We start from the raw sequence: 20,421 nt of genomic DNA, 5'->3' as shown, positions 1-20,421 counted from the left end.
GGCTGGTTTTATAATTGTAACGAGGCGATGATGAGGTTAATCATGATGAATGGATTAGCTTGATGCCTTCAATACAAACTCAACTTTATATACTTTTTGCAATGACCGCCTTTGCGGGTAATTCCGTGCTCTGTAGGCTTGCACTAGCAGATGGAAAGATTGACCCAGGCACTTTTACTTCTATACGGCTTATTTCTGGCGCAATCACATTGTTTATATTGGTTATGCTGAGCAACAAAACCAGACGCTCTTCATTGCTTTCAAATGAATTCAGTCTCAAAGGCAGCCTTCTTCTTTTCGGTTATGCTATTACTTTTTCATACGCCTATATTGACCTTTCAACCGGAAGCGGTGCGCTTATATTGTTTGGGTTAGTGCAGCTTACCATTATCTTTACCTCACTTGTCCAAGGCATAAAAATGCGTTTTCTAGCACTAGTGGGTATGGCCGTTTCTTTTGCAGGTTTAATCATTTTACTTCTTCCTAGTGCTACTCAGCCAGATTTCACTAGCGCGTCACTCATGGCGATATCTGGCGTATGTTGGGGATGGTATACTCTTCACGGTAAAAGCAGCCAAACACCTCTCATTTCGACTCAGCTCAATTTTATAGGGGCGTCGATTCCAATATTTCTTGTATTACCTTGGATTATTGATTGGAATGGTACAACGCAAGAGGGTGTCGTTTATGCAGTACTGTCTGGAAGTGTTGCCTCAGGTGTTGGATACGCAATATGGTATCTTGCAGTTAAGGAGCTTTCTGGTCTTCAGGCTGGCGTAGTACAGCTTTCTGTGCCAGTAATTGCTGCTTTTGGAGGTCTTGTGTTTGTAGGAGAAGCTATAACAATTTGGTTTGCAGTATCCTCTGTTTTAGTACTTGGGGGAATTGGGCTGACACTTTTTTCTCGAAACTAGTGAAATTCACAGAAACAAGTGCCACCGCAGCTGTACTGCTTCACACCTATTCTAACCAACATTAAGTGAGTGTTTCGTGGCGAAACCCAATAAAAAGCAACCAACAAAAACGGTTGATGTTTTTTGTTCAAAATGCCGAACAAAGCTCTACAAATATCGAAAGGGCGGAAAGAGATCCCTTGTAAAGTGTTTTATCGAAAGGATAGTTGAAGACTACACGCACACATCATGTACATGTCCCAGCTGTGGGATAGAGTTCGCACGACAAACCATCATTCGAGGTGTCCCTGCGAACAAGATGATTGGCGGTAAAGTGTTTGCAAAATAAGATGTTTGAAAAACAACGTTTGTGCATTTACCACCCAAAAAATTAAAAAACGAAATAACGTAAAATCTTTAGAAGGAAACGCTTAAATGTCTGACTCTGAATTTTGTATAGTACTTAGTACTGTAAATAATGACGTGGTTAAGAGAAAGGTCATTAATGGCTTACTTTCCGAAAGATTATCCGCTTGTATCCAAGTGATGCCTATCGAGAGCTACTATGTATGGGACGACAAGGTGTGCCAAGATGACGAGCAATTGCTGATAATTAAAACTCAATCCAAACTGTATAAAAGAATCGAGAATACCATCAAGAAGCTGCACAACTACGATGTTCCGCAAATTGTACAGCTTCCAATCGAATCTGGTTTACCTGACTACTTAGAATGGGTGAAAAATAACACCGTTGGCTAAACTCTGTTGACCGCAATAGAGTTCTCGAGGCTCTTGTATTTGTATAAGAATACCCCTAAAGCAGTTACTGCACCCAGGGTGTCGCACAGCATGTCACGTTGTGCATCCCAGATGTCACCTTGTGAACCTAAAAACGCAATCCCCTCATCCCCGCCAGCTAGATCGGCATACCACCACTCAATGATCTCATAAGCCGCAGCCACGCTCATTATTGCAAACAAGCCAAATAAAGATGAGACGACAAGAGAGGCGTGACCTTTTCTATACAAGTATTCGGCAATTGGGTAAGCCCAAAATCCGATAGAGAAGTGTGCCACGCGATCGTAATGATTGCGTTCTGATCCAATTAGGTTGTTAAACCAATCGAACGGGACTTCTGCAAAGGTATATTTCGCCCCTATGGTGTGCATGAATAGCCAAACGAACATAAATAGGTAAGCCGTGTTACTAAATTGGAATTTTTGGTAGGTCAAAACAATAAGAAGAAATGCGAGTATCACAGGAATAATTTCTGCTGTCCAAACAGCCCAAGAGGCGGGGCTAATCATAGAGAAGGCTAAAATAGCTATGTAATTGATGGACAAGAGTGCGAGTAATCGATTTTTTAAAATTAAGCGCATGGAGTTCATTTTCTCACCTTATATACTAAATCAACAACGCAATTATACATACAATCGAACACTGTGCAATTGTGGATTTTTAGAGAATTATGGATAGAGAACGGAAATTAATTGTTTGATGTTTATACAAAAATGTTTCAAGGAAGGGGGCGGGTGTTACATCCGTATTTGAGATTTTGATCCGAAAAAACAACTAGAAAATGAATTAAACACTTAACTTATAACCACTTACATAACTAAATTGTTCGACTTTACCTCAAAGCACATGATTCATCGCTTAAAAAATTATTACAAATGATAATTGCATCGCTTTTTATAAAGAAAGTACATTGGAAATCTATTTTGTGTATAAAATTCTGTAATAATCGCTGGTTTGGGGTGAAGAAATCTAAAATTCACCTATAAATTCCGCACTTATCACTTAAGGAATAGAGTTAATTTAGAATTTCATAGATGGAATTTACTATTGGCTCAATATAAAGATATGGAGATTAATATGAAGTTAAAGAAATCCGTATTGGCGCTTGCAGGTGCAACAGCATTGCTAGGCGGTCAAGCTTTCGCATCTAACGACAAACTGACTTTGGGTATTTCACAATTCCCTTCTACTCTTCACCCTGTTATCGATAGCATGGTTGCTAAAACCTACACCCATGGCTTTACACACCGTGGCACTATCGGATTTGATCAGCAATGGAAGCTGACATGTTTTCTTTGTGAAGAGGTACCTACTTTTGAAAATGGCCTAGCAGTTGTTGTTGATCGTCCTCACGCGAAAGAGGGTGAAAGCAAGCAAGGCGTAAAGATGACCGTAAAATTCAAAAAAGATCTTTTCTGGGGTGATGGTACGCCAATCACAACAAAAGATGTTGAGTTTTGGTACGAAGTTGCAACTTCACCTGATGTTCAAGGAAATGCAGGTCTTTCAACATATCAGCACATGGAAAAGCTTGAGATTGTAGATGACCACACGGTAAACGTTTATGTAGACCGCGTTTCTTACAAATATAACGCTTACTACATTCCTGATGCGTTACCACGTCACTTAGAAGAATCTATCTTTCAGTCAAACCCGAAAGAATACCACTTAAATACAAAATACATTACAGAGCCAACACACTCAGGCTTGTACAATGGTCCCTACACAATCAAAAACATCAAACAAGGCCAATTCGTACAGCTAGGTTTGAATGAGCACTGGAAAGGCAAACAGCCGCATTTCGGTAAGGTAACCATTAAAACCGTTTCAGATACACAAGCGCTTCAAGCAAACTTGTTATCTGGTGACGTAGACTTCATTCCAGGTGAAATGGGTCTGACTCTTGACCAAGCGCTTCAATTTGAGAAGAAGTTTGGTAACAAGTACAACGTAGATATTCGCCCAGCGGCGGTATACGAGCACCTAGACGTGCAACTTCAAAACGAACACTTACAAGATGTACGCGTTCGTCAAGCTCTACTGTTCGGTCTTGATCGCGAATTGTTGACGAATAAGCTATTTAATGGAAAAAACCAGGTAGCGAGTTCAAGCGTCAGTCCGTTAGATACGTCGTTTGACCCTAATACGCCTTCATATAACTTCGATCCAGAAAAAGCCAAAGCCCTTCTTAAAGATGCTGGCTATAAGTTGGTGAATGGTGTCCAAATGAAAAACGGCAAGCCATTAGAAATCGAATTTATGACAACCTCTGGCAACAAGACACGTGAACTTGTACAGCAGTTTGCTCAAGGGCAATGGAAAAAGGTTGGTATTAAAGCGGTCATCAATAACCAAACTGCTCGTGTATACTTTGGCACAACGCTGAACGAACGTAAGCACAAAGGTTTGGCGATGTTCGCATGGGGTTCTTCACCTGAGCAGCTTCCAAGAACGATGTTTCATTCCGAGTACATTCCAACGAAAGAAAATGGTTGGTCTGGACAAAACTATGCGGGTTACCAAAGTGAAGAAATGGATAACCTAATTAACCAAATCGATGCTGAGTTAAACTTCGAAAAACGTATGGAGCTATGGAAGAAATTCCAAAACCTATACGCGACAGATTTACCAGCATTGCCTCTGTACTACCGTTCAGACAGCTTCATTATGCCTAAATGGCTAAAAGGTGTGGCTCCAACTGGTCATCAAACGTATTCAAGCTTCTGGGCTGAAAACTGGACTCGTGCAGAATAAGCGATTGGAATGTCTATGAGTGAAGTAATACTAGACGTTCGCAATATGAGTGTGGCCTTAGGGCCGCACTTAGCTGTAAAGGATGTCAACTACCAAATCAAAGCTGGTGAAATTCTAGGTATTGTTGGAGAGTCGGGCTGTGGCAAGTCTCTTACATCATTATCTGTTATGGGTTTACTGGATAAAAAATTAAAGCTGTCTGGCGAAATTCTTTTCGAAGGTGAAAACCTCGTTGGAATGCCAGAAAAGCGTTACCAACAAATCCGTGGTGAAGGTATTGGAATGATATTCCAAGAACCAATGACCGCACTAAACCCAGTTGTTACTGTGGGTGAGCAAGTCGCGGAAATGTTCATCATTCATGAAGGAGCTTCAAAACCAGAAGCGATGAACCGAGCAATTGAAATGCTCAAGCAAGTTCATATTCCTTATCCAGAAAAGAGAGCCAAAGCATTTCCGCACGAGCTATCAGGCGGAATGCGCCAACGCGTAATGATTGCAATGGCGCTAGCATGTAAGCCTCGAGTTCTGATTGCAGATGAACCAACAACGGCTTTAGATGTTACGGTTCAAGCTCAAGTGCTCGATTTGCTAGAAGAGTTACGTGAAACCACTGGAACGGCGATTCAGTTTATTAGCCATTCGCTTGGAGTTGTTTCTCAAATTTCGGACCGTGTAATGGTTATGTATGCTGGTCAAGTTGTTGAACTAGCAGATGTAAACGAAATTTTTGATAATCCTCAGCATCCGTATACTCAAGCACTACTGGACACTATTCCACGTGTTGGTGTTAATGTTGATCGATTGCCCGCGATTCCAGGAAGCGTACCTCCGTTGGATCAGCGTGGTGATAACTATACGTTCCGCGACCGCTGTCCTGAACTCTTCGACCATTACGTTGATGTTGCAAAACAGCGTCAACTTAGCAAAGGAGGCGTATCCTAATGGCTCTTTTGGAAGTTAAAAATCTACAAAAACGTTATGTACTTGATGCGGGATCGATGTTTGGTGGTGAACCACAATATCTTCACGTTACTAAGAATATTTCTCTGAAGCTTGAACCGGGTAAAACGCTCGCTGTCGTTGGCGAATCTGGTTCAGGTAAATCGACCTTGGGTCGAATGGTCAGCATGTTGGAAGTGCCGGATTCCGGCGATATTTACCTATCAGGGCAAGAGATTTCGCGTCTTAGTGCGAGAGCGCAACGTCCACTACGCCAACGTATTGGATTGGTATTCCAAGACCCGTATTCTGCACTAAACCCACGTATGCCTATTCTTGCATCACTCATCGAACCTATGAAAGTGAACGGAATTGGCAACAAAGAAACTCAGCGCGCCCGTGCTTTGGAAGTACTTGAGTGGGTAGGGATGCGTGAAGACGTTCTGACCAAGTATCCTCATGAATTTTCTGGTGGTCAAAGACAGCGTATTGCTATTGCGCGTGCACTGATGCTTAAACCAGAACTCATCATTGCAGATGAGCCTCTGTCTGCACTGGATGTATCTGTTCAGTCTCAAATCCTTAATTTGTTTAAAGATCTTCAAGAAGAGCACGGCATTGCCTTTTTCTTCATTAGCCATGACATGGCGGTGGTTTACCACCTTGCACACGAAATTGTCGTTATGAAAGCTGGCGAAATTGTGGAGCAAGCAACAAAAGAAGAATTTTTTGCAAGTCCAAAACACCCTTACAGCCAGGAACTGCTGAACGCAGTACCGGACATTGGAAACGCTCGTCGTCGAAATCAATCGGAAAGGAAATCGGCGTAATATGGCAAGCAAGATTAAGAAGCTGAAAAAACAGCTCGGACGTTAATATGACTAGCTTTTTTATTTCACGGATACTGCAAATGCTATTGGTGCTTTTATTGGCCTCATTTGCAGCTTATAACCTCATGGGACTAATGCCAGGCGATCCTATTGATCTATTGGCCCAAAGTGACCCAAATATTACATCTGAAGACATTGCTCGCCTGAAGGCTGAACAAGGGTTGGACAAACCTGTTTATGTTCGTTACTTCGTGTGGCTGGGTGATGCACTACAGGGTGATTTAGGTTACTCACGCATGTTCTCCCAACCAGCCATCGATGTTCTTTGGGATGCGATGAAAAATACCTTGGTATTGGTGGGAAGTGGCACTTTACTCTCGATTTTTATTGCACTACCTATTGGTATCATTTGTGCGGTGAAGCAAAACAAAGCAACGGACTACATTATTAGTGGTCTCACGTATGTTTTCCTTTCAACGCCAGCCGCGTGGTTAGCGCTTATGCTCATCATGATTTTCTCAGTCGTATTCCCAATCTTCCCAGCAGGAGGAACCGGTGAAGCCGACGGAGTGGAGGGTCTTGATAAGTTAGAGTACATGATCTTACCTATCTTGAGCTTAACGCTGCTAAGTATTGCCTCTATTTCTCGTTTCATGCGATCCAGCATGCTTGAAGTATTCAGACAAGACTTCGTTAGAACAGCAAAAGCTAAGGGTGCGTCTTCGACTCGAGTTTTGTTCAAGCACTGTATTAAGAACGGCATGCTTCCAATGATTACTGTTTTAGCTATGGATGTAGCAGCACTTATGAGTGGCGCTGTTCTTACTGAAACAATCTTTAGCTGGCCTGGAATTGGAAAGCTCACCGTTGATTCAATTAACGGCAGTGATTACAACGTTGCAATGCTGTGTTTCATGGTTGCTACCACGGCAATTCTCGTCATGAACTTCATTGCGGATATTCTTTATTCTAAAGTTGACCCACGAATCGACCTGACAAAAGGGGGTAATAAATGAGTCACGTTGCTAAACGCAGTCAAAACCCTTGGGTACAGGTCGCGCAACGCTTGTACCGTCACAAGCTAGCGATGGTTTCCATGTTTTTCTTAGCGGCTCTAACCATTGTTTGTTTCAGTGCAAACCCGATTGCAGGTTGGTTAGGTGTCGATCCGTACGCTGATGATCTATTCAGCCGTTTTGAAGCGCCTGATGAAGATAATATTCTTGGAACGGATGAGCTTGGTCGTGATATTTTCACACGACTGCTTCTCGGCGGTCAGGTTTCTCTCACCTTTGCCTTTATGGCAGCCATTGCGACCTCTGTAATTGGTACTATATTAGGTGTTGTTGCGGGTTACCACGGTGGAAAAGTTGATGCATTCATTATGCGTGCAGCTGATTTCATCATCAGTCTTCCAGGTATTATGCTGCTGATTCTTATCCAAAGCATTGATATGACCAAGCTGGGCTTTTCAGAAGAACTTGTCCGTTCAGACAGCTTCAGTATCTACCGACTGGTTGTTGTACTTTCCTTACTTGGGTGGCCGTTTGCGGCTCGTCTTGTGCGTTCGAATACACTTTCTGTGAAGCATAGAGAATATGTACAAGCTGCAATAGGTTACGGTGCGAGTAGCTGGTTTGTTATGACACGCCACATTGTGCCAAACGTAATCGCACCGGTAATCACTGCAACGACATTGGGTATTGGTGGTGCAATTTTGACAGAGAGTGCACTTAGTTTTCTAGGTTTTGGTATTAACCCGCCAACTCCGTCATGGGGTAACATGCTTCAGAATGCTCGCGAAGCAATGTGGAGCTATCCAATGGCAGCGGTATACCCAGGTATCATGGTTTTATTCACAGTTATCACTATTAACTTTCTGGGTGATGGCTTACAAGAAGCGATTGATCCTAAATCGTAACGCACTCGCTTAGAAAATAATTCTTAACGAAATCCAAAGGCAGTCATTGTTGTGACTGCCTTTTTTGTTTTCTAACAAAACGTTCTGAATTAAAGAATAGCCAGAGGTAGATGTAAATGAGTTGTTTGTCACATATATTGGTTAAACAAAGTCGAGTATGCATTCAAATGTTTGTCTTGAGTCACGTAGATGTCTAAACTTTTAACCTTCCAATAACCTTTGTACCCAATAAAAGTAAAGACAGTCATGAAATTAGAAACTGTAGATTATCGTTCTCCAGATGCAGCCGAGCAATTTGTTAAATCCCTACGTGAAACAGGTTTTGGCGTGCTGAGCAACCATCCTATTCAAAAAGAACTTGTAGAGTCGATTTACGACAATTGGTACAAGTTTTTTCTGACAGATGAAAAAGCGCAATATCAATTTAATGTTGATACGCAAGATGGCTATTTTCCGCCAAGCGTGTCAGAAGTTGCGAAAGGACACACCGTAAAAGACATCAAAGAATATTTTCATGTCTACCCGTGGGGGCAAATCCCGCCTTCGCTAAAAGAGCAAATTCTAGACTACTACCAGCAAGCCAATGCTTTTGCTCAAGAACTATTGGGCTGGGTTGAAGCGCATGCCCCGGTTGATGTTCAAGAGAAATTCTCTATTCCATTGTCTGAGATGATCAACGGTAGCGAGCAAACTTTGCTGCGCGTGCTTCACTATCCACCGATGACTGGTAGCGAAGAGCCGGGAGCGATACGCGCTGCTGCGCATGAAGACATCAACCTGCTCACCGTTTTACCCGCAGCAAATGAGCCAGGGCTACAAGTTCAAGGTAAGGATGACGAGTGGTTAGATGTGCCTTGTGATTTTGGTAACTTGATCATTAACATCGGTGACATGCTTCAAGAAGCATCAGGTGGTTATTTTCCGTCGACAACGCATCGAGTGATCAACCCAACAGGTGAGCAACAAACGCATTCGCGTATTTCATTGCCACTTTTCCTACACCCGAAGCCAGAGGTTGTTTTGTCGGATAGACACACTGCTGGAAGTTATCTAACGGAACGTTTACGCGAACTCGGTGTAATCTAAGAAATGTAGCCGAGTCATTTAACCTCAGCTTTGGATAGGCATTTTTTATCCAGAACTGAGGTTACTTAAGATTTGTCTTAACCCAATACCTTTCAATCACTTCATTAAACACAGAAGAGTACACTTTAGAGTGATATTGCCCGCCATTCTTCTGGATCACTCGCTGCGAAGCGGCATTTTCTTCACTTGTCGTCAGCAACAACTCCGATATTGAGAGTTGTGAGGCAACGTCAATTGCCTTTGCCAGCATATCGGTAGCATAGCCATAGCCACGAAAAGACGGCGCGATGTCAAAGCCAATGTGTCCTAGCTCGTTTCTATGAAAATCAGTGTCTAAACTGTGTCGAATTCTTATTGTTCCTACAATGTTTCCTTTTTTATTCAAGTACCATCGATGTGAACAGGGAACGTATCCATCTTTTAAATTAACGCCTTGTTCTTCATCTAACAGGTTTTTGATGTACCGATTAAAATCCTCAATGTTTTCACCGTAAAAGTCGCAGCTTAATGGGTCGTTAACTAAAATATCATCGTAAAATGCAACAAAGGCATCTAGGTAGGCATTATTCGGCTGTACTAGCATAGGAATATAAGTGTCTGATTCGAAATCTTAGAGCAACAACTATCATAATACTGAGCTGTATACAAATTGAAATCTGTGATGCTGGTTAACGTATAAAGAATGACAAAATCTTCTCTATAGCTTTGAATGTAAGTAGTAGATTAAATAAGAGCGCTTATGTCGAACAACGATTTAATTCATAGCCATGACCCACACATGGAAAACCCATTAGTGTGGCCGATTATGGAAGTGTTGAAAAAGAAACACGAAGGCTGGAAAGTCCATACTTTAGCTTCTCATTTATCTGAGTTGGGTATTATTCCTTTCTTGGACTCTTCACCAGAAAAAGACTTATTTAAGCGTAACTTCTTAATGATGAACGCATTATATCAATTGCAAGAGACGCTATACCCAGACGCTTGGGTACAAGTTCAAGCAATGGACATTCAACTGAAAAATGACACGCAAACTCGCGAATATGAAATTGATGTTGAAGATCCTCTCCGCGATTACTACACAGACTGGAGTAATTACGAGGCAGAAAATGGTGAAGTAAAAAGGCTACTTAACGAATTTTGGACTCGATACCGAAATTTTGTCGGTTCTCACAGCGGAGATATGACTCGCCAAAAAGCACTTAGATTGTTTGAATTGGACGATACCTCTACGCAAACGGAAATCCGCAAGCAATGGCGCAGAATGGCGCTAAAATGGCACCCAGATAGAGAAGGGGGCAACACAGAAAAATTTCGAACACTGTGTGAAGCTTGGCACTTGTTACGAGATTAATGCGTTATCGACGTACTTCTTATGACGAGCGGATCAATGAAATCCGCTTTTTACCTGATACCTGTATTAACCAAGAGCATTCAAATACTACAGGGGTTGCTTTTTTCCTTCATTTCCTGCCTTCTCATTGGCATGGAATCGATCAGCTGATTGATAAAAGCCCAATCTGTGACTTTTCCCCATCGATACTTTTCTTCTCCGTCCTTCCCAATCAGTATTGCCGTGTGTGATTGTTTGTCTACTTGATATAACTTAGCCAATTTCGAAACGTCAAATTCGCGCTGAAGCCATTTAGGTGCAGTAAAACCGTCTTGAGTCATAACAAGAGTGACAATGTCACGTGTCTTAAGTGAGCATTCGTTTGTTAGTGTTTCAAACAAAAATTGTTTTACGTATTCATCTTCAGAAGGTGCGAAATACAAGATACTTCGGTGTGTCCAATGGCTTTGATGGGCAGGGTATGCATGAAGACTAGCACTGCTGATAACAGTTACTAGTAGAATGAATAAACGCAGCATTGTCATACCTCCGTGTCAGACCAATTTGTCTGATTTTGCGGGTCTCACTGCGAGAGCACCAAATCTGTGCACGCTGTAAGATTCTACAATTATGGTTCTTATACGAAGATGTCGCTGGGAATAGCGGTATTAAAGTCGAGATTTTCAAAAAATTCTGTATGCTGTTGCCTTCAACACATATATGGATACCGTCGTGGAAAAAGAAAATCAAAAAGAGAAAATTGCCATTTTGGTTGATGTACAAAACGTGTACTACACCACCAGAGAGAAATTTAGAAAAAACTTTGATTACAACGAATTTTGGTGGAGAGCGACAAATGGACGTGAAGTTGTTTACGCCAATGCCTATGCCATCTCAAGCCAACAAGAAAAGCAGCGACAGTTTCATCATATCTTAAGAGGAATAGGGTTTAATGTTGTCCTAAAGCCCTTTATTCAAAGAGCAGATGGCAGTACAAAAGCCGATTGGGATGTAGGCATTGCCATCGATGCGATAGAAATTGCACCGGAGGTGGATACGATTGTATTGCTTTCGGGAGATGGTGACTTTGACATACTTGCAAAACGTATTTGCGAAAAATACAAAAAGCGAGTGGAAGTCTACGGAGTTAGAGCACTGACCGCTCAATCGCTTATAGACAGCGCCACTCAATACTTTCCAATAGAAGATGACATGCTTCTTTAACTGTTAGACTCTTCTTCCGCGACGGTCGCTGAATCTGTTTGTACTTGTTCTTCAGCTTCAAGCTTGGCGCGTTCGGCTTTAGAAATGTATTTCGGTTTATTGCTCTTGTGCAGTTTTGAATTTTTCTTTTTCTGCTTATTTTTCAGAATCTGATTTATCTTCTTTTTCCGGTTCATTGCTGTATTCCGTCGACCTTGTTAAGGACGCGCAGAATACAGCGATAGGCGTGTTTTTACAAACTTAATTGTCAGCCGCCAGCAACAAGCGTTGGCTTGTGTCTAGCGCTCGAAATTAACATGTAAATGCTGGTTGCCAGTAAAGTAACAAACAAGTAACCCATTAGCCCTTCCTCGTTGGTTAAGAAGGTGTCTGCAACCACCGGACCTAATACAGACCCAACACTGTAGCTAAACAGCATCACTTGCGTTGCAGAGACGATGTAGTTGTCTCCTAAGTTATCGCAACCTAGATTTATTGCGACAGGATAAAGAGCAAAACTTGCCATACCCAATACAAACAACGCACCAGCTAAAATAGATCGGGAATCAAATACCGCAATAAGCGCAATTGCGAATGCGCCCAATAAGCTGAATAGCGCCAGCAATAATGTTCTTCCAGCGTGCTTAATTAGCCAAGAGGCGATGGGTTGAACAAGCATACCTCCTAAAATGATTAAAGCCATTAAGCTGCCAATTTGATTCAGCCCAACGTTTCTATTGGTCAACTCTAGAGGCATGAGCCCATAAATAGCCCCCAACACTAGCCCTGATACCACGCAGCCTACGAGTGCAGGTTTACTTAAGTGCATGATCTGCTTTAACGACATAGCGTCGTGTTGTTCACATTCTGGTTGAGTGGATTGGATAACCACTAAGGCAATCGCAGCCAACACCATCAGTGACAAAATAACTGCAAACGGTAACACTCCCGTTACGCCAAACACGTTGATACCCAATTGCCCTAGGGAAGAGCCTCCATATAGAGACATCATGTAGATTCCCAATCTTTTCGCTCTTCCGGATGCATCTCCTGCAAGTAGCCAAGATTCCACGATGACAAAGATACCAGCGACAGCTATCCCCGCGACTAGGCGCGAAAACATCCACACTTCAGCTTGTGGAAATACTGGCAAAAGCGCAATGGTGCTACTAAGTATTGCCAAGCACAAAAGGAATCCTTTACGGTGCCCGGTTTTCGCAACCAAAGGTTCTATCGCTGTTGCCCCGATGAGTAAGCCGGCATAGAAACTGCTCGCGACCCAGCTTGCAATATCGGAACTCATACCGTACTCGTTCAACATCAAAGGGATGATGCTCATCAAGTAGCCTGATGCGATAGCAAACAAAGACAGCGCGACCACTGGAGCGACGATTTTTAGTGGTGCAGTAGAGGTGTTTTCCAATGCCGGAATCTCCTGAAAAATAGGTTAGTTAGGAGCGGCGACTATCGGATTTTAAGAGGTTTTAGTAAAACGAAAAATATTGATCCTTACGACAAATATTTTTTTGATTTAGGAAGAACAAAAAGCCCCATTGAAATGACTATTCAATGGGGCTTTTCAAGTAGTTTCAGATTTGAATTATTTCACTAAGGCTTGGTTGAGCCATTGATCAAACTGAGATTTTGGTAACGCACCATTAATAACATCAACTCGCTTACCATTTTTAAATACCATGACGGTAGGAATACTTCGGATTTGGTATTTAGCACCTAGATTTTGCTGAGCTTCAGTATCGATTTTCACAAATCGAACACTGCCTTTTCTTTCTTCTGCTACGTCGCTGAATACAGGGGCGAATCCAACACATGGGTTACACCAAGGAGCCCAGAAATCGATAACAACGGGCTGGTCGCTTTGCAATAGTGCATCGACATTGTTTTCAGTACCTTCAATGGGGGCGCCATCAAACAAATGGGATTGACATTTACCACATGTTGCAAGATCTGAAACACGTTCAACGGGAACTCGGTTAACGCCACGGCACGAAGGGCAGGGTGTATTAAAGCTGGACATACATTCTCCTTTTTTAGGCATTTTAACAAACCTTTGCGTCTTACCAAACTCTGGTTTCAACCTTTATTTTTCACCTGACCTCAGTTTCGGGTTTTGAACTTGTCTTTTTCTATTCCATGCTTTTTCATTCTAAGGTACAGCTTTTTCCGTGGAACTTGTAAGTAGTTCGCCGCCTCGGAAACCTTTCCAGAATAGAGAAACAAGGCGTCTTCAATTACCTGTTTTTCGTAATCATCAACTAAATCATCCAGCGGCGTTGTTAAAGCATCTTGATTGGATATTCTATTTTGACCGGCAAGCTTTACAATCCCAATAGCATAAAGCTCGGCAACGTTTCTAAGCTCTCGGACATTCCCAGGCCAAGTGTGATGCCTTAGTGTATTTAGATAGTAGCTGTCTACAGTTGGTAGGGGCTTTGCCAATTTCACACAACTTTGCTTAAGAAAATAGTGGAATAGTGTCGCGATGTCGTCGGGACGTTTTCGTAACGAAGGCACGTCAATATTCCCTTGGCTGACTAAATAGTACAGTTCAGGGTTTAACCGCTGATCTTTAATGAGCATTTCAGGATCTTCATTAAATATCGCGATAAGGCGCGTATGATTCTTGTTACTCCGTTCCTGACGAAGTAACTCTTGTGAAAGGTAGTACTGAATGTTTTCAGGAATCAAATCTATTTGAGTAATCAATAATGTTCCATTAGCACTCTTTGCTAATGCGTGCTCTGCTTCGCTTTGGCACTGAAGAGCGCTGCCTTGGTACTGAATGAATGTATTTTCTGAACGGTTACCAAGTTGATGAATAAGATGTGCGAGGCTTCGGCGGCCAGTACCCGACTCGCCTACGATGGAGATATGACTATTGAGCATGGCTAATTGAGCGACGTGGCTACGGATCAATTCAATTTGAGCTGAATGCCCGATTACTTCCGCTTTAATTGACTGAGTAATGGTTTGTTTTTGTTGAATGTACTCTTGACGGATACCTAAATGTTTTTTGATCAAATCGAGCAATACGGGTGGGTTAATCGGCTTTTCTAAAAAGTCACTTGCGCCTTTCTTTACTGCTTCAACAGCCATAGGAATATCACCATGTCCAGTAATCACAACGACTGGGATGTTTCCATCGATGGATTTGATCCTTTCGAGCAGCTCCATTCCATTTAACTTAGGCATGTACATATCAATAATCGCAACACCTTCCCAGTCGGCGTCAATGTGACAGCATGCCTTAGTAGGATCTTGCACGCACTTAGCTGGGATATTAGCAATAGACATAAGGTGAGCGTACGAATCCAGCACATCCGCATCATCATCGACGAGTAATGCAGAAAATTTAAAGTGGGTCATTTGGTAACTCCAATACAACTAATGCGCCACCCGAAAGGGTAGACGCAAGACAAATAGTCGCGTTAAAGCGATGTAATATTGAACGACAAATATTGAGCCCTAAACCAAGCCCAACTTCTTTAGTTGTCGTAAAAGGGGTGAAAATTTGATGGATGACAGTAGGATCAAAACCGTTGCCGCTATCGGAAATGAAAAGCGACGTTTTCCCCGTATTAGACGGTACGAAACTGATCTCAATGGTTCGCGTATCGACCTCTGAAACAGCGTCTAGACTGTTTACCAAAAGGTTAACCAAAACTTGCTCAAGCCCAACATTGTCAGCAAAAACAGACACATCTTCTCTCACTGCTAACTCAATGCTCGCTTCAAGCTTTTTTGCTTGAGTACCAACCAGCACCAAAGCTTGCTCAATCGCTTCACGTAAACTTACGGACGATAGGTCAACATTTTGAGGTTGTTTTTTAGCGAAGTGTCTTAGGCTGTTAATAATTTTACCCATGCGCTCAGTCATAACACCTATTTGGTCTAAGGACGTGTTGGCAAGTTTAAATTGTTGCTGGTCGAGAGCCAGCTTAGCGCTAAACAAATAGGTGCTTATTGCTGTAAGTGGCTGATTGAGCTCATGCGCTAGCGAAGACATGGTTTGACCAACCACGGCCATTTTCGCGGCCTGAATAAGCTCGTTTTGCGTTTCTTTTAAATGGTATTCAGCTTTCACTCTTTCTTCGATTTCTACTTGAAGCTCGCGGTTGGTCGCAACCAAGTCTTTGGTTTTTTCTGCCACACGGCACTCAAGTAAATGGTTTGCGTGTGCTTGTTCGGTGATATCGACAATCGTAACCATGACTTTTCTATCGTGACCTTGTTGAAAGACACTCAAATAGAAGCGCAAATAATAGGGAGTAATGTCGTTTCCAAGAGAAAGAACAGCGTTGGCTTCCCCTTGAGTAAAAAGACGTGACTCTGGAGCAAACAGCACCTTCAAGGCTTTCTGATTATCAATGGGCATCCAGTTCCACAAGTGACTGTCTGGAATTCTGTTAGGCAACTCAAACAACTGTTTCGCACTCATGTTCACAGACTCGATTCTTCCGGTCATATCACAGGTAACTAAACTCGAATGGGTGTTGTTGATAAGATTCAACGCATTGGTTTGTTCCATTTCGAGCATCGCATAGTAAAACTCTTTGAGCTTTCGGCTAATACCTGCAATTTCATCTTTTCCTTCTACGGGGAAGGAAACGTCGTTCTCTTTATGTGTCATGGCATCTAAAGTGTGCCTCAGTGCCGCTAATCTCGAAACGATACGTCTATGAATAAAGTAGTAGGTTAAAAACGCACTGGTTAAAATGGATAGACTGAAGCACGCAATTAAGATCTTATTTCCATATGAAATTACATCTGCAGTGTCACTTTTTACGGCGATGAAATCGCTGTCTGCATTGGAAGCGAGAAGCGCAACGTTTTGGTGAAGTTCATTAAGCTGGTTTGAGATTTTTTGTTGTTGTTTTAGTAGTAAGTTTTCTGATTCTACTAACGTACGCAACGCCAAATGAAAACCGCTGCCTAGATCGAGAAATGAATGTAATTCTCCAATTAACTGCTGGTATGAGATGGCAGAAGGAATGCGATATAAAGGCTTGCTCATTTCTTTAAGATCATCCAACCGAAACTGAATAACTTTCATTCCGTTATCGACTTGAGAGACATGGGAAAACTTCGCCACTTCCTGTAGTAACGAATACAGAGCGAGTTCTTGGTCGGTTACATTCTGAATTAACCTCAGATTAGTGAGTAATTTTGAGTGGGCATATGTGCTGTTCTCCCTCTCAACTTGCCATTCGATCTCTTGCCTTAACGGCTTCAATTCAGAGCGAATATCTTGGTGGATCCACTGAATTTGTTCTCTGAGCCTCGCGGAAGATCTCGTTTTACTAACGTGTTTGCGAGCCAACTCTGCATAGAAAGTTATTTGATTCGTTAAATCGCGATAGCCTAAAAGCAACGCATGAGCTTGTGGGTCGTCTCTAAGGTTTAGAAGTGTTTTTTCAATTTCATCTAGCTCTTGATCAAGCGATTGGGCGTGACCATCTAGATCGATGGTGTTATCGATCTCAGGCAAATAGTCGATTAGAGAGCGTATTTGGGAGCTACGACTTTCTAGTTGATAACTGGCATTGTACTTTGGCACGCTTTTGACGAGTAAACTCTCTACTTGTCTATCCAATGTGTTCCAAGTTATCAAAGCCACCACGCACACAATAGAAAGTAAAACGGTAGATAGTGCAAAAGCAAGAATGAGCTTTGCCCCAATAGTGTGGTACCGAAACGTCATAATCCTGCACCTTGAACCAAGTTTCTAACGCTTTGTATTACATTGCTTATGGTGCTTTCACGATGGGTTTTGACTGTGTGTTGCCACTGAGCCAGCTTAGCGCGCACTTCCGGTTTATGGGTGTTACCGGATTCGTGTGTGGAGAATATCTCTTGCATTGAGTGCAAAAACTCCGATTGATTTATAGGCGGTGAAAACAGTCGTTTCTGAAGATGGTCTAATTCTATTAACGCCAATTTGCTACTAGCGAACCTTTTTCTTGCTTGAATGATGGCTAACCACGCATCTTGAAGTTGTGGTAATTGCTGAGTTATCAGGACATCGTAAAGATGAATGATTCCATGCTCTCTTTCCATCAGAGCATCGAGGTCCAAAACCACATGTTTTCCATGCAAAAGTTTTGTGTCATTGACACTGTATTTTGCAAATGTGTTGGTTTGAATAGCGGTTTGAATTTCATTGGACAGCAATAATTCAACAAAACGTTGTCTATACGTGTCTTCTGTTTTTTGTTTAACAAAGCCTATGTATGTAGGCATCAGTGTCAAATCTTCATCATGCCTGAAATCGATGTAATCCAGCTTTCGTTTAAGATTTTTGGCGTAACTGTCAATGGTAGGTCCGACTCCAATACTACCAGCCGCGACTGAATCAGCTACACCAAAGCTACGCGATGAAATTGTGGCTAAGTTTGCACCAACATTAGCGATGATCTGCCACCCTTTATTCCAACCATATTGAGTAAGAATACTCTCGACCATAAGTTGAGTCGTACCAGAGCGAGAAGGCGTGCTCATGGTGACATGACCAAAGTAAACAGGGTCGGTGAGTGAGGTAAAAGACGTTGGCTCGGGTAATTCATGATTATTAAAGTAATCACGATTCCAAACAACACCAGCACCGGAATACCCTATGGTGACGACTTTATTGGGCTTAGGAAGAATATAAGTAGATAAAGACAGAGGAGGCTTAAAACTTGTCGGAACGTCCACCAGCTTTTCCTGCATAGTGAGTCGCGAGATAACTAGAGGCGACGACGTTAGCACAAGGTCAATGTCTTCAATATATTGATTATTGAGAAGCTTCATACTTGATGATGTTGGTCTGTGGACGACTTTTACTTCTACACCTGAATTGAGGCGTTTAAATTCCTCTACAAGGGGGATCAGTGGATCTCTCGAAAAGGTAGTGAGTATCACGAGTTCATTTTGGTTTGCATTCACACCGATGGATAACAGGCAGAAGATAAGAAAAGAAAGTATTTTTAGCGACCATTTGTTCAATTGAAATACCTCACAAAAACCACCCAATATGTGCGTTTAATCAAATATAAGAAAGTCAGCGAAAATAACTAGCCTCGGACTTTGAGTCAGAATTGACGCGATGTTTGTGAGAATTTTATCAGCAAATTCTGACTTTCATCGTTCGAAATACCCAATTCTGACTCGTTACAGATCGACAAATGTGTCAAAACTGCCTCAAATACCGTTTTTTGAGCCTAAATGATAATTTCTCGATGATTGCCCCGTTAACAGAACTTTGTCTGAAATGACAATTCACATTGAACGGAGCGCAATATGCTTAACATTTTTAAAACTCGACCAGACCAGCCTTTGTTGGATGGCTCTAAAGAGGAAATGCAAACTCGCTTTAAGCGGTATCAATGGCAAGTATTCCTTGGATTAGTATTCGGCTACGCTGTTTTTTATGTCGTTCGAATGTCGCTAGGTGTCGTTAAGAAGCCTATGTTAGATGCTGGGATCGTCTCTATCGAAGAGCTGGGCATTATGGGATCGGCATTCTTCTTTACATATGCGATAGGTAAATTTTCAAACGGCTTCCTTTCTGACTACGCCAATATAGGCCGATTTATGTCGTTCTCATTACTCCTTTCAGGGCTTACCGCCATCGTAATGGGGCTAAACACAACGGCGTTTTTCTTTGTGCTTTTATGGGGCTTAAATGGTTGGTTCCAATCCGTAGGATCGGCTCCATCATGTGTTTCTCTTTTCCAATGGTTTTCACCTAAGCAACGTGGTAGCCGATACTCCGTTTGGGGTGGTTCGCGTAATATAGGTGAAGGTATAACTTGGATTCTTACCGCCACCTTAGTGAGTTACTTGGGTTGGAGAGCAGGCTTTATTGGTGCTGGTATCGCTGCCATTGCAGCAGCACTTTGCATGTTCTTTGCGCTAAAGGATCGTCCGCAAACCTATGGTCTTCCTGATGCTGCTACGGCATTTGATGAAGAGCCAGAAATCAAGAAAGGTAATGACCCGAAAGAAACCCGTAAAGCCCAGTTATTTATTCTCAAGCAACCCACTGTTTGGCTTATCTCAGCGGCTTGTGCGGCAATGTATATTTCTCGCTATGCCATGTCTTCTTGGGCTGTTTTGTATCTTCAAGAGAGCAAAGGTTACTCATTGATAGACGCTGGTTTTGCGATGTCTACTTACCCGATCGCGGGTCTAGCAGGTGCCATTTTATCGGGAATTGTGTCAGACAAAGTCTTTAACGCTAACCGTCACATTCCAACCCTGCTTTACGGAATCGCGAATATTGCCGGTATGTGCTTGATGTTCTTTGGACCAGATAACCGCATTGTCGATGCTGTTGCACTAGGGTTGATTGGTTTTGCCATTGGCGGCTTAGTGGTCTTCCTTGCAGGGCTAACTGCTTGTGACCTTATGCCTAAGAACGCAGTAGGTGCAGTTAAAGGGTTCATTGGCTTGTTCTCTTATATTGCAGCATCAGGTCAAGAACTGGTGTCCGCATCACTGATTAAGATCGAAGAAGTTAATGGCGTGAAAACTTACGACTTTAGCCAAGCTCAATACTTCTGGCTAGCTGCTGGCGTTGTATCGCTCATTCTTGCATTAACTGTTTGGAATGCGAAAAAAGTAACCGATATTGATTAATCATCAAATTAGGGGCTGGCTGAAAGT

The 20,421-nt window shown here is 42.3% G+C and carries 21 protein-coding genes; 12 read left to right on the top strand and 9 right to left on the bottom strand.

Annotated features, from left to right (window positions below; translation table 11 throughout):
- The first annotated feature begins 62 nt into the window (after nucleotides 1-62).
- The 3 genes from CW749_RS24600 to cutA all read left to right on the top strand — a co-directional run bounded on the left by CW749_RS24600 (nucleotide 63) and on the right by cutA (nucleotide 1,652).
- Nucleotides 63-914 (top strand): DMT family transporter, encoded by an 852-nt coding sequence (locus tag CW749_RS24600; protein WP_101115104.1) that lies wholly within the window; start codon nucleotides 63-65, stop codon nucleotides 912-914.
- A gap of 76 nt (nucleotides 915-990) precedes the next feature.
- A complete protein-coding gene (locus CW749_RS24595) occupies nucleotides 991-1,242 on the top strand; it encodes a hypothetical protein (RefSeq protein ID WP_101115103.1) in 252 nt (83 codons plus the stop codon).
- An 86-nt stretch (nucleotides 1,243-1,328) separates the two neighbouring features.
- Complete coding sequence (cutA, locus tag CW749_RS24590) at nucleotides 1,329-1,652, top strand: divalent-cation tolerance protein CutA (RefSeq protein ID WP_101115102.1); 324 nt, start codon at nucleotides 1,329-1,331, stop codon at nucleotides 1,650-1,652.
- On the opposite strand, the gene CW749_RS24585 is transcribed toward cutA, so the two are convergent.
- Nucleotides 1,649-2,281 carry a DUF2238 domain-containing protein gene (locus CW749_RS24585; protein ID WP_101115101.1) on the bottom strand — a complete coding sequence of 211 codons (633 nt, stop codon included), beginning with the start codon at nucleotides 2,279-2,281 and terminating at the stop codon, nucleotides 1,649-1,651. The genes cutA and CW749_RS24585 overlap by 4 nt on opposite strands.
- A 487-nt stretch (nucleotides 2,282-2,768) precedes the next feature.
- On the opposite strand from CW749_RS24585, the gene CW749_RS24580 reads away from it, so the two are divergent.
- The 6 genes from CW749_RS24580 to CW749_RS24555 all read left to right on the top strand — a co-directional run bounded on the left by CW749_RS24580 (nucleotide 2,769) and on the right by CW749_RS24555 (nucleotide 9,224).
- Nucleotides 2,769-4,445 carry a peptide ABC transporter substrate-binding protein gene (locus CW749_RS24580; protein WP_101115100.1) on the top strand — a complete coding sequence of 559 codons (1,677 nt, stop codon included), beginning with the start codon at nucleotides 2,769-2,771 and terminating at the stop codon, nucleotides 4,443-4,445.
- Between the two features lie 15 nt (nucleotides 4,446-4,460).
- On the top strand, nucleotides 4,461-5,390 hold the full coding sequence (locus CW749_RS24575) for an ABC transporter ATP-binding protein (RefSeq protein ID WP_101115099.1): 930 nt from the start codon (nucleotides 4,461-4,463) through the stop codon (nucleotides 5,388-5,390).
- Complete coding sequence (locus CW749_RS24570) at nucleotides 5,390-6,217, top strand: ATP-binding cassette domain-containing protein (protein WP_101115098.1); 828 nt, start codon at nucleotides 5,390-5,392, stop codon at nucleotides 6,215-6,217. Before CW749_RS24575 ends, CW749_RS24570 begins: the two co-directional genes overlap by 1 nt.
- Before the next feature lie 47 nt (nucleotides 6,218-6,264).
- Nucleotides 6,265-7,233, top strand: a complete 969-nt coding sequence (locus tag CW749_RS24565; protein ID WP_101115097.1) for an ABC transporter permease — start codon at nucleotides 6,265-6,267, stop codon at nucleotides 7,231-7,233.
- Nucleotides 7,230-8,138 carry an ABC transporter permease gene (locus tag CW749_RS24560; RefSeq protein ID WP_101115096.1) on the top strand — a complete coding sequence of 303 codons (909 nt, stop codon included), beginning with the start codon at nucleotides 7,230-7,232 and terminating at the stop codon, nucleotides 8,136-8,138. Before CW749_RS24565 ends, CW749_RS24560 begins: the two co-directional genes overlap by 4 nt.
- A 246-nt stretch (nucleotides 8,139-8,384) precedes the next feature.
- Nucleotides 8,385-9,224, top strand: coding sequence for a 2OG-Fe(II) oxygenase family protein (locus CW749_RS24555; protein WP_101115095.1), 840 nt, complete (start codon nucleotides 8,385-8,387; stop codon nucleotides 9,222-9,224).
- 61 nt (nucleotides 9,225-9,285) lie between these two features.
- Here CW749_RS24555 and CW749_RS24550 read toward each other — a convergent pair whose 3' ends face one another.
- A complete protein-coding gene (locus CW749_RS24550) occupies nucleotides 9,286-9,807 on the bottom strand; it encodes a GNAT family N-acetyltransferase (RefSeq protein ID WP_101115094.1) in 522 nt (173 codons plus the stop codon).
- A 156-nt stretch (nucleotides 9,808-9,963) separates the two neighbouring features.
- Here CW749_RS24550 and CW749_RS24545 point away from each other — a divergent pair, with 156 nt between their 5' ends.
- Nucleotides 9,964-10,575 (top strand): DNA-J related domain-containing protein, encoded by a 612-nt coding sequence (locus CW749_RS24545; protein WP_101115093.1) that lies wholly within the window; start codon nucleotides 9,964-9,966, stop codon nucleotides 10,573-10,575.
- A gap of 80 nt (nucleotides 10,576-10,655) precedes the next feature.
- Here the strand turns inward: CW749_RS24545 and CW749_RS24540 are convergent, their stop codons facing one another.
- Nucleotides 10,656-11,099, bottom strand: coding sequence for a DUF4174 domain-containing protein (locus CW749_RS24540; RefSeq protein WP_101115092.1), 444 nt, complete (start codon nucleotides 11,097-11,099; stop codon nucleotides 10,656-10,658).
- 187 nt (nucleotides 11,100-11,286) lie between these two features.
- Between CW749_RS24540 and CW749_RS24535 the strand changes: the two genes are divergently transcribed.
- Complete coding sequence (locus CW749_RS24535; protein WP_237322574.1) at nucleotides 11,287-11,778, top strand: NYN domain-containing protein; 492 nt, start codon at nucleotides 11,287-11,289, stop codon at nucleotides 11,776-11,778.
- Here CW749_RS24535 and CW749_RS24530 read toward each other — a convergent pair.
- The 6 genes from CW749_RS24530 to CW749_RS24505 all read right to left on the bottom strand — a co-directional run bounded on the left by CW749_RS24530 (nucleotide 11,775) and on the right by CW749_RS24505 (nucleotide 18,759).
- Nucleotides 11,775-11,954 (bottom strand): DUF2986 domain-containing protein, encoded by a 180-nt coding sequence (locus tag CW749_RS24530; protein ID WP_101115090.1) that lies wholly within the window; start codon nucleotides 11,952-11,954, stop codon nucleotides 11,775-11,777. The two genes, CW749_RS24535 and CW749_RS24530, sit on opposite strands and share 4 nt — an antisense overlap.
- A 71-nt stretch (nucleotides 11,955-12,025) precedes the next feature.
- Entirely contained in the window at nucleotides 12,026-13,180 is a 1,155-nt protein-coding gene (locus tag CW749_RS24525; RefSeq protein ID WP_101115089.1) for an MFS transporter, read from the bottom strand.
- A gap of 177 nt (nucleotides 13,181-13,357) precedes the next feature.
- Entirely contained in the window at nucleotides 13,358-13,792 is a 435-nt protein-coding gene (gene trxC / locus CW749_RS24520) for a thioredoxin TrxC (RefSeq protein ID WP_101115088.1), read from the bottom strand.
- A gap of 80 nt (nucleotides 13,793-13,872) precedes the next feature.
- On the bottom strand, nucleotides 13,873-15,141 hold the full coding sequence (locus CW749_RS24515) for a sigma-54 dependent transcriptional regulator (protein ID WP_101115087.1): 1,269 nt from the start codon (nucleotides 15,139-15,141) through the stop codon (nucleotides 13,873-13,875).
- On the bottom strand, nucleotides 15,128-17,476 hold the full coding sequence (locus CW749_RS24510) for an ATP-binding protein (protein WP_101115086.1): 2,349 nt from the start codon (nucleotides 17,474-17,476) through the stop codon (nucleotides 15,128-15,130). Before CW749_RS24510 ends, CW749_RS24515 begins: the two co-directional genes overlap by 14 nt.
- On the bottom strand, nucleotides 17,473-18,759 hold the full coding sequence (locus CW749_RS24505; protein WP_101115085.1) for an ABC transporter substrate-binding protein: 1,287 nt from the start codon (nucleotides 18,757-18,759) through the stop codon (nucleotides 17,473-17,475). The genes CW749_RS24510 and CW749_RS24505 overlap by 4 nt, the downstream gene beginning before the upstream one ends.
- Nucleotides 18,760-19,053: 294 nt before the next feature.
- Here CW749_RS24505 and CW749_RS24500 point away from each other — a divergent pair, with 294 nt between their 5' ends.
- Nucleotides 19,054-20,394: an MFS transporter gene (locus CW749_RS24500; RefSeq protein WP_101115084.1), complete on the top strand. Its 1,341-nt coding sequence runs from the start codon at nucleotides 19,054-19,056 to the stop codon at nucleotides 20,392-20,394.
- The last annotated feature ends 27 nt before the right edge of the window (nucleotides 20,395-20,421 follow it).

It is taken from the genome of Vibrio sp. vnigr-6D03 (assembly GCF_002835515.1).
Classification (GTDB): domain Bacteria; phylum Pseudomonadota; class Gammaproteobacteria; order Enterobacterales; family Vibrionaceae; genus Vibrio; species Vibrio penaeicida.
Note: the sequence above shows the minus strand (reverse complement) of the source record. Positions and strands in the feature narration are given on the sequence as shown.

Excerpts from the sequence above, each read along its gene's own strand:
- CW749_RS24560 (WP_101115096.1), top strand. The coding sequence starts at position 7,230 with ATGAGTCACGTTGCTAAACGCAGTCAAAACCCTTGGGTACAGGTCGCG.
- CW749_RS24530 (WP_101115090.1), bottom strand. The coding sequence starts at position 11,954 with ATGAACCGGAAAAAGAAGATAAATCAGATTCTGAAAAATAAGCAGAAA.
- trxC (WP_101115088.1), bottom strand. The coding sequence starts at position 13,792 with ATGTCCAGCTTTAATACACCCTGCCCTTCGTGCCGTGGCGTTAACCGA.
- CW749_RS24600 (WP_101115104.1), top strand. The coding sequence starts at position 63 with ATGCCTTCAATACAAACTCAACTTTATATACTTTTTGCAATGACCGCC.
- CW749_RS24570 (WP_101115098.1), top strand. The coding sequence starts at position 5,390 with ATGGCTCTTTTGGAAGTTAAAAATCTACAAAAACGTTATGTACTTGAT.
- CW749_RS24585 (WP_101115101.1), bottom strand. The coding sequence starts at position 2,281 with ATGAACTCCATGCGCTTAATTTTAAAAAATCGATTACTCGCACTCTTG.
- CW749_RS24540 (WP_101115092.1), bottom strand. The coding sequence starts at position 11,099 with ATGACAATGCTGCGTTTATTCATTCTACTAGTAACTGTTATCAGCAGT.
- CW749_RS24580 (WP_101115100.1), top strand. The coding sequence starts at position 2,769 with ATGAAGTTAAAGAAATCCGTATTGGCGCTTGCAGGTGCAACAGCATTG.
- CW749_RS24575 (WP_101115099.1), top strand. The coding sequence starts at position 4,461 with ATGAGTGAAGTAATACTAGACGTTCGCAATATGAGTGTGGCCTTAGGG.
- CW749_RS24565 (WP_101115097.1), top strand. The coding sequence starts at position 6,265 with ATGACTAGCTTTTTTATTTCACGGATACTGCAAATGCTATTGGTGCTT.
- CW749_RS24510 (WP_101115086.1), bottom strand. The coding sequence starts at position 17,476 with ATGACGTTTCGGTACCACACTATTGGGGCAAAGCTCATTCTTGCTTTT.
- CW749_RS24500 (WP_101115084.1), top strand. The coding sequence starts at position 19,054 with ATGCTTAACATTTTTAAAACTCGACCAGACCAGCCTTTGTTGGATGGC.
- CW749_RS24515 (WP_101115087.1), bottom strand. The coding sequence starts at position 15,141 with ATGACCCACTTTAAATTTTCTGCATTACTCGTCGATGATGATGCGGAT.
- cutA (WP_101115102.1), top strand. The coding sequence starts at position 1,329 with ATGTCTGACTCTGAATTTTGTATAGTACTTAGTACTGTAAATAATGAC.
- CW749_RS24545 (WP_101115093.1), top strand. The coding sequence starts at position 9,964 with ATGTCGAACAACGATTTAATTCATAGCCATGACCCACACATGGAAAAC.
- CW749_RS24555 (WP_101115095.1), top strand. The coding sequence starts at position 8,385 with ATGAAATTAGAAACTGTAGATTATCGTTCTCCAGATGCAGCCGAGCAA.
- CW749_RS24550 (WP_101115094.1), bottom strand. The coding sequence starts at position 9,807 with ATGCTAGTACAGCCGAATAATGCCTACCTAGATGCCTTTGTTGCATTT.